Genomic DNA, 4,711 nt, shown 5'->3' on the forward strand with positions numbered 1-4,711 from the left:
AATTGCGCCGATGGTAGTGTGGGGTCTCCCCATGTGAGAGTAGGTCATCGCCAAGCGCCTAATTCTTTTGAAGAATAGAAACCTCAGTTATAAACTGGGGTTTTCTAATTTATAATTATAATAATTTTAAGATTTTTTTTCTGATGACAATAGCGCTGTGGTACCACCTGATCCCATTCCGAACTCAGCAGTGAAACGCAGTTGCGCCGATGGTAGTGTGGGGTCTCCCCATGTGAGAGTAGGTCATCATCAGATCCCCTTTTGCTGATATGGCTCAGTTGGTAGAGCGCACCCTTGGTAAGGGTGAGGTCGGCGGTTCGAATCCGCCTATCAGCACCATAACTTCCTTTTTTAAAGTATTTTACACTCCAAAACCCTTACAAAACCCCACTAAAAACAAGTAACTAAGCCCATTTCATAGTCTTATAGCGTTTTTTAACGTCTTGCACAATCCAGCGTTTTAGGTAACACTGTCGGTATCACTGGAATGTTACTAAAGGCGATGTTACCAATATGGCTAAAACAACCCCCCTAACAGACACCCAAATTAAGAAAGCAAAACCTCAAGAGAAAGAATATCATCTCTACGATGGCAATGGCTTGGCGCTAAGAGTTAAGCCCACAGGCTCTAAATTATGGTTGTTTAATTACTACCGACCCATCAGCAGAAAACGATCAAATTTAAGTCTCGGCAAATACCCTGATTTATCTTTAGCAAAAGCCAGAGCTAAAACCGTTGCAGCACGAGAGCTATTAGCAGATGGAATTGATCCAAAAGAACATCGGGATGGTGGGTTAAAAGCTAAACAGGCTATTCTTAAGCATTCTTTTGAAATGGTGGCTAATGATTGGCTCAAACTGAAAGCCTCAGAAGTAAAAGAGGGCACCTATAAAACCATCTCAAATACCCTGATAAATCATATTTTCCCTGCTATCGGTAAGCAACCGATCACGGCCATTACTGCCCCGCAAGTTATTACTGCACTTAGACCCATTGAAGCCAAAGGCAATTTAGAAGTGATTGCCAGAGTTTGCCAATACCTTAACCAAATAATGCGTTATGCCGTTAACCATGGAATTATTCATTCCAATTCGTTGGCTGGCATCAAAGAGGTATTTATGGCGAATAAAGCCACTAATAACCCTCATATCAAACCTGAACAGCTCCCCGAATTATTAAATGCAATTACTACGGCAAATATTAAAAAGGTAACACGCTGGCTTATCCTTTGGCAGATGCACACCATGACACGACCAGCGGAAACCGCTTTGGCGCAATGGTCAGAGATTGATTTAGATAATAACCTTTGGACTATTCGAGCCGAACGAATGAAAACAGGCGTTGAACATAAAATTCCATTAACAGAGCAAACATTGGCAATACTTGACGCAATTAAACCGCTTAGTGGTAACTCACCTTATATTTTCCCAGCCGATAGAGATCCGAATTCACACGCAAATAAAGCCAGTGCCAACATGGCGTTAAAGCGTCTGGGATACCAAGGAAAACAGACCGCACACGGTTTACGTGGTTTAGCTCGCACAATGTTAAGTGATCAAGGTTTCAGCTATGAAGCCTCAGAAGCGTGTTTATCGCACAAAGTAGGTAATTCAGTAAGCCAGTCTTATAACCATTCAACTTACTTAAATCAGCGCATCAAAATAATGCAGTGGTGGAGCACACACATAGAAGAGGCTACATATGGTCGTTTCAATATGACTAACACAAAAATTTTAAAGGTGGTTTAGTATGGCATTAATACATTTAAAAAGAGAAGGGTTAACAGCTTCAGAGGTAACCTTGATTGCGTCAGGGTTGGAGGATCGATATAACTCGTTTTCGATGTATAAAGCTGAAGTATTTAAAGATCTAGCCGAGTGTGCTGCAATAGAAGGATATAACAACGCTTCCATTTCGCTATTAAATTCAAATGATAAGGCAATTCTCCTAGAAAAAGCATTGTTAGATCATGTTCTGATTGCTTGTGATTATATTGTCGCTAAAAATAATGATGTCCCTCTTCCTGAACAAACTAGTGTTATAAAAATATTACACAGCTCAAGCGTAGGAAATAATACTAATAATATTGAAATGACATTGGAAAGCATTGCTATATGGTTCCAAGAGTATGATCCAGATAAATCCATAATATTTGATCCAACAGAAAGTTATTTGTTAGAAGATGAAAGTGAAATTCATTCGACTAATGAAAACCCTGTTTTTGATAAGGATATGGACAATTATTTAAACTTGGCATTAAAAGTTTATGATCACTCCTGGAAAGATTTGCCTGCTGGAATGAAAAACCCGAGCAAAAAGGAGATTGAAAAATATATTATTGATGTAATTGGAATATATAATTTAAAAGGAATAGAGGAAAAATATGTACCTAAGCTGATTGATTCAATTATTAAAGTATCAGCTCCTAAAAATCATAATTTTGGAAGTCCACAATCAGGTAAATTAGGAATATGGCAAGAATTATTTAATAGAGTGGGTTAGAACCAAATTCTCTAATTACTTCAGTGCTTTTGAGGTTAGTGGTTACTTTAAAGTACCTTATTGGTTCATTGGCAATAGACTATAATTTCTTCAAAAACAGTTCAATAATCCGCTTCGTACTTAAACAAACTATACGGAGTTATTATGAATATTATAATCGTCAAGCAGCCCAATCTTTTGAAGCAATTTGCTTTCAGTAAGTCGACTTTATTCTCTCAAATTAATCAGGGATTAATGCCGAAACCCATTTCATTAGGTAGTCGTGCTGTTGGGTATCTCCAACATGAATTAGATGCAGTTTTGTTAGCTAGAGTGCAAGGAAAATCTGATCCTCAAATTAAAGAATTAGTCCAAGAGTTATTAGCCAAGCGAAATGGTGACTTCCAATGATTAATAATACAGAAGTTAAATTTCTCAAAGCTGTCACCGTAATGCAAACCAAAGACTTTACCTATATAACATGGAAAGAGCTTATTAGCCTTTGCTCTGATTTACCTGCAACAGACTTTAGAACAGCAAAAGAAGCTAAAACTAACTCCGCGGTTATTGGTGCTCATGATGGATCAGCTAAAACAAAACTAGAAGTATTAGCACACAATAACTTCACCTTGTTACGGCTTGATCTTGATGATATTGATTATTCTATTGATGATGTTCAGCACAGCTTATCAACATTATCCATTCAGTCATACATTATCCATACGACGGCTTCTCATAGGCAAGGCAATAATAAAAACCGTTTTCGTGTCTATATTGAGATCAAAAATGGTGTTGATTTTGACACATGGTCATTAATACAAACTTACTTATCTTACGACTTTGAAGCAGATGATTGTGCAACACGACCAAACCAAGTGATGTATTTACCTTTTAAGTCTGAATTATACGAGGTGAGAATTAGAAGTGGTCAGCCGTTAGATCTATCCGATCAAACAACTCAATTGTATAAAGGTGCTTCAGAACACAAAAAAAACCTAGATAAAGAACTGTTAGCATTACAAGAACAATCACTAGCAGCAGCTAATAAGCCAATGCAGAAGCAGGAAATAGTGGGTAATCAAGTATCAATTATCTGCATGGTTAACAGCTCATTTAGTTGGGATATGCTTCTTTCATCTGCAGGATTTAAAAAAGTTGGTTTACGATGGTTATCTCCGAACAGTAAAAGCGGAGCGGCTGCTGGTGTAATACTTACTTCAAATACTGATGGCAAAGAACGCCTCTATTCTCATTCAACTACTGACGGATTTGATGGGCAATCATTAGATAAATTCGATTTTCTCATGATTAGTCAATACGGTAATGATAAAAAAAAGGCCTTAAGAGAGATAGCTGAGGCTTACTTTCCGTATATTGATAAACATAATAAGCGTGAGTATGCTGTGAACAAGCAAAACCTCCAGATAACTAGGGAAATGGAGGTTAAATCATGTTAGAAATTGATTTAGTGACAGCTCCACCAGAGCTAATTAAAACCAAAATTGAGTACCCACCTGAGTTATTAAAAGGTAAGGAACGTATTGCTTATAATTCTATAAAGGCAAAGCTTACCGAGATTAATAAAGGTGAGATAAGCGGCACAATTATCAATTGCCATGCGATTTTACAGGCATTAAAAAGCATCGCTTACGATGATAAAAATGCCCGATACTATACCATCACTAACGATGGTGAATTCATTCCTTATAGACAAAATGATGTAGTTAAATTCTATGCTAGAACATGTGGATCAATTCTAAATAAAGAAGAATTAGAGTTATTAATCTCAGGTGAGAAGGAAGAAGATAAAAATAAAATTAGGAATCTTGGCATTATGTCGGTACTCGATGAACTGCGAGTATCCCAACATATTACAATTGCTGATAATCGTGTTGATATGTTCGCTAAACAAGCTAGCTTAAAATATAAAGGTGATGGGGAGTACCGAATAATAAGAACTCATGTTCCATTTAATGTTAATAATCCAATAAATAGCCTAGTGATCGATGATTATAAAATTCATTTCCCGTTGCTAGATGAATTTTTAAAGCTTGTTCTAGCGTCACGTTTTGCACCAGACAGAAAAAAAGCCTTTTTATGGTTACATGCAACGACGGATTGGGGAAAAGGTTTTCTAATGAATGCCATGAAAGAAAGCGGTTTAGTCGTAGATGTTACGGTTAAATTGGTAGAGTCTATTATGGAAGGGAAACCAGCACCGCTACAAGC

Annotated in this window: 5 protein-coding genes, 1 tRNA gene and 1 rRNA gene; all 7 read left to right on the plus strand. The window is 37.2% G+C overall.

Features of this window, described 5'->3' with window-relative positions; translation table 11 throughout:
- The first annotated feature begins 139 nt into the window (after window positions 1-139).
- Window positions 140-255, plus strand: a 5S ribosomal RNA gene (gene rrf / locus CXF72_RS00090).
- An 8-nt stretch (window positions 256-263) separates the two neighbouring features.
- Window positions 264-339, plus strand: a tRNA-Thr gene (locus CXF72_RS00095).
- Window positions 340-513: 174 nt separating this feature from the next.
- Complete coding sequence (locus CXF72_RS00100) at window positions 514-1,749, plus strand: tyrosine-type recombinase/integrase (RefSeq protein WP_101036022.1); 1,236 nt, start codon at window positions 514-516, stop codon at window positions 1,747-1,749.
- A 1-nt stretch (window position 1,750) separates the two neighbouring features.
- Entirely contained in the window at window positions 1,751-2,503 is a 753-nt protein-coding gene (locus tag CXF72_RS00105; RefSeq protein ID WP_101036023.1) for a hypothetical protein, read from the plus strand.
- A 144-nt stretch (window positions 2,504-2,647) separates the two neighbouring features.
- The gene (locus CXF72_RS00110; RefSeq protein WP_101036024.1) at window positions 2,648-2,893 is read left to right on the plus strand and encodes a helix-turn-helix transcriptional regulator; all 246 of its coding nucleotides are present in this window, start codon (window positions 2,648-2,650) and stop codon (window positions 2,891-2,893) included.
- Window positions 2,890-3,939, plus strand: a complete 1,050-nt coding sequence (locus CXF72_RS00115) for a hypothetical protein (RefSeq protein ID WP_101036025.1) — start codon at window positions 2,890-2,892, stop codon at window positions 3,937-3,939. Before CXF72_RS00110 ends, CXF72_RS00115 begins: the two co-directional genes overlap by 4 nt.
- Window positions 3,933-4,711, plus strand: a 779-nt coding sequence (locus CXF72_RS00120; protein ID WP_157823144.1) for a hypothetical protein, incomplete at its 3' end; no start/stop codon positions are given. The genes CXF72_RS00115 and CXF72_RS00120, both read left to right, overlap by 7 nt.

Origin of the sequence: Psychromonas sp. MB-3u-54 (genome assembly GCF_002836415.1) — a bacterium.
GTDB lineage: Bacteria > Pseudomonadota > Gammaproteobacteria > Enterobacterales > Psychromonadaceae > Psychromonas.